Consider the following 3,160-nt stretch of genomic DNA (forward strand, 5'->3'; position numbering starts at 1 on the left):
ACGGCGGTTCCCCTCCCTTTTCAAGGGAGGCTTTTTATTCAGGCTCCCCTTTAGGAGAGCTGGCACCGCAGGTGACTGAGGGGTTAGTTCGTAGACCTTTTACATTAAGCAAAAGATTTCACAAGAACCCCTCCACCAGCTACGCTGGTCCCCCTCCCCTTTCAGGGGAGGCTTTTTATTCAGGCTCCCTTGAAAAGGGAGCTGGCAGCCGCAGGCTGACTGAGGGATTATATCGTAGACCTTTTACATTAAGCAAAAGATTCCACATAAAAATCCCTCCACCAGCTACGCTGGTCCCCCTTCCCTTTCAGGGGAGGCTATTTCAATAAAGGAAAGGCTATGATTCAAACTTCCAAAACAAGCTGTAATTTGTAGAGATTGTCGGCTTCCAACGGGAAAAATCTGTATGAAGTGACAAAAATTCTGGAAAACCAGATTGCATCTTGCAAAAAAGTACGGTTCATGTTATAATAAAATTGTATAGGCAGACGGGTGTTGGATTTTGTACCTGCACCGGCTGTCTGTGCCGTTGCAGAGGGCAAAGGCGGTTTTCTTCTATCATTCTGTCACTGCGTGGCGTATGATAAAGAGAGATCCTTTCTGCGATCTGCATGGAGTATGGATTCTCAGGGCAATATTGTCCTAGATAAGGTTTTAGGAGGAATTCTGAAGTGGAAAAGAAGCTGAAAAAAGGAAAGAAAGTTACCGTTCTCGGTGCCGGAAATGTTGGTGCGTCTATCGCATTTGCTCTGGCGATCAAAGGTCTTTGCTCTGAACTGCTGCTGATCGACATCAACAAGCCCAAGGCAAAGGGCGAGGCTATGGACATTATGCAGGGTAATGCATTCTGCCCGTCCTGCGATATTCACGACGGTGATTATCCGGACGCAGCAGATTCCGATATGGTCATCATCACCGTTGGTATTGCCAGAAAGCCGGGTCAGACCCGTATCGATCTGTGCAAGACCAATGCAAAGATCATGGCTTCCGTAATGCCGGAGATCGTGAAGTATGCTCCCCACGCATGTTATCTCGTAGTCAGCAATCCGGTTGACGTGCTGACCTATGAAGCAATTCGCGTATCCGGTCTGGACCCCAAGCAGGTCATCGGTTCCGGTACCGTTCTGGATTCTTCTCGTCTGCGTACCTGTCTGGCAGATCACGCTGGTCTGAACATCAAGAACATTCACGCATATGTATTCGGTGAACACGGCGATTCTTCCATGATCCCGTGGTCCCTGTCCAGCATTGCGGGCATGAAGTTTGATGAATACTGTGCAAATGTAGAAAATCTGGGCGACAAGGACGAGATCGAACAGGAAGTCCGCGACGGCGGTGCAGAGGTCATCAAGTGCAAGGGTGCAACATATTATGCAATTGCACTGTCTGTCAGCCAGATCACCGAAGCAATTCTGCGGGATACCAAGGCAGTTCTGACAGTTTCCACACTGCAGGACGGCACACACTACGGCGTAAAGGACGTTTGCCTGAGCCTGCCGTGCGTACTGGGTGCAAATGGTGTAGAACACGAGATCACACCGCCGATGACTGACGAGGAAATCGCACGCTTCCAGAAGAGCGGCGAAGCACTGCGTTCTGTAATCGACCAGATGGCTCTCTAATTTAAATAGTATAAAAGCACTCGCATGCCGGCACAGATCTCTGTGCAGACGGCTGCCGTACAGCGGCGGGGCTGATGCACCGGCACTGTCCGCTGACAAAAACTTCGGCAAACTGCCGAATAAAGGCAATTGATTGGTTGGAAAGGGACAAAAAAATTATGGATTATGCAGCAGAATCTCTGAAACTGCACTACAAATGGCAGGGTAAGATCGAAGTCACACTTCGTGCACCGCTGGAAACCGCCGATGATCTTTCTCTGGCGTACACCCCCGGCGTTGCAGAGCCTTGTCTGGAAATTCAGAAAGATGTTTCCAAAAGCTATGACCTGACACGCCGCGGCAATCTGGTCGCAGTCATCACCGACGGCACCGCCGTTCTCGGACTGGGCGACATCGGACCGGAAGCCGGCATGCCGGTCATGGAGGGCAAATGTGCACTGTTCAAGCGTTTCGGCAATGTAGATGCGATTCCGCTTTGCGTTCGCTCCAAGAATGTGGACGAGATCGTAGAAACGGTTCGCCTGATCGCCGGCAGCTTTGGCGGTGTCAATCTGGAAGACATTTCCGCACCCCGCTGCTTCGAGATCGAGCGTCGTCTGAAGGAATGCTGTGACATTCCGATTTTCCACGATGACCAGCACGGCACTGCCGTTGTCACACTGGCAGCTATGCTCAACGCACTGAAGCTCATCGGCAAGGATATTCACGACATCAACGTGGTGACCAGCGGTGCCGGTGCAGCCGGACTTGCCATTATCCGTCTGCTGATCGCGATGGGTCTGGATCCGCACCATGTCATTCTGTGCGACCGCCACGGTGCGATCTACGAGGGACGGGATAACCTCAACCCTCAGAAGGAAGAAATGGCAAAGATCACTAACAGCGGCCACAAGGTAGGCACACTGGCAGAAATGCTGGCAGGGGCAGACGTTTTCATTGGCGTATCGGCTCCGCACTGCGTGACACCGGAAATGGTGAAGTCTATGGCAAAGGATCCGATCATCTTCGCAATGGCAAACCCCACGCCGGAGATCATGCCGGACGAAGCACTGGCAGCCGGTGCGGCAGTAATGGGCACCGGACGCAGCGACTTCCCGAACCAGATCAACAACGTTCTGGCATTCCCGGGAATCTTCCGCGGTGCACTGGACGTTCGTGCCAGCGACATCAACGATGCCATGAAGATCGCCGCAGCCAAGGCAATCGCCGATTTTGTAACACCCGATAAGTTGTCTGCGGAATATATCATTCCCAGCCCGCTGGAAGAAGGTGTCAGCGAAGCCGTTGCCAAGGCAGTGGCACAGGCAGCCAAGGATTCCGGCGTTGCAAGAGTGTAAGGTGCGTTGACACTAAGCCTGACACGCGTCTTTTGGGGTGATTTTCCCCGTTCGTCGTTAAAAATCCTTGCCGTGCGAAAGCACGCCTGCGAATTTTTGCCTAGAACGGAAAAAATCGCCTCACAAAATTCGTGTATCATAATAGTATCAACACCGTCTAACGTATTCCACGGAAATCAATTTTCATGATAGCCTCCCCTG

The 3,160-nt window shown here is 51.7% G+C and carries 2 protein-coding genes; both read left to right on the top strand.

Features of this window, described 5'->3' with window-relative positions; all coding sequences use genetic code 11:
- Positions 1-671 precede the first annotated feature (671 nt).
- A complete protein-coding gene (locus RUMCAL_RS10115) occupies positions 672-1,622 on the top strand; it encodes an L-lactate dehydrogenase (RefSeq protein WP_021682745.1) in 951 nt (316 codons plus the stop codon).
- 158 nt (positions 1,623-1,780) lie between these two features.
- Entirely contained in the window at positions 1,781-2,959 is a 1,179-nt protein-coding gene (locus RUMCAL_RS10120; RefSeq protein WP_040647893.1) for an NAD(P)-dependent malic enzyme, read from the top strand.
- Positions 2,960-3,160: the final 201 nt, after the last annotated feature.

Origin of the sequence: Ruminococcus callidus ATCC 27760 (assembly GCF_000468015.1) — a bacterium.
Taxonomy (GTDB): Bacteria; Bacillota; Clostridia; order Oscillospirales; family Ruminococcaceae; genus Ruminococcus_C; species Ruminococcus_C callidus.

Bases quoted from the DNA above. Each gene is read 5' to 3' on its own strand.
- RUMCAL_RS10120 (WP_040647893.1), top strand. From the start codon at position 1,781: ATGGATTATGCAGCAGAATCTCTGAAACTGCACTACAAATGGCAGGGT.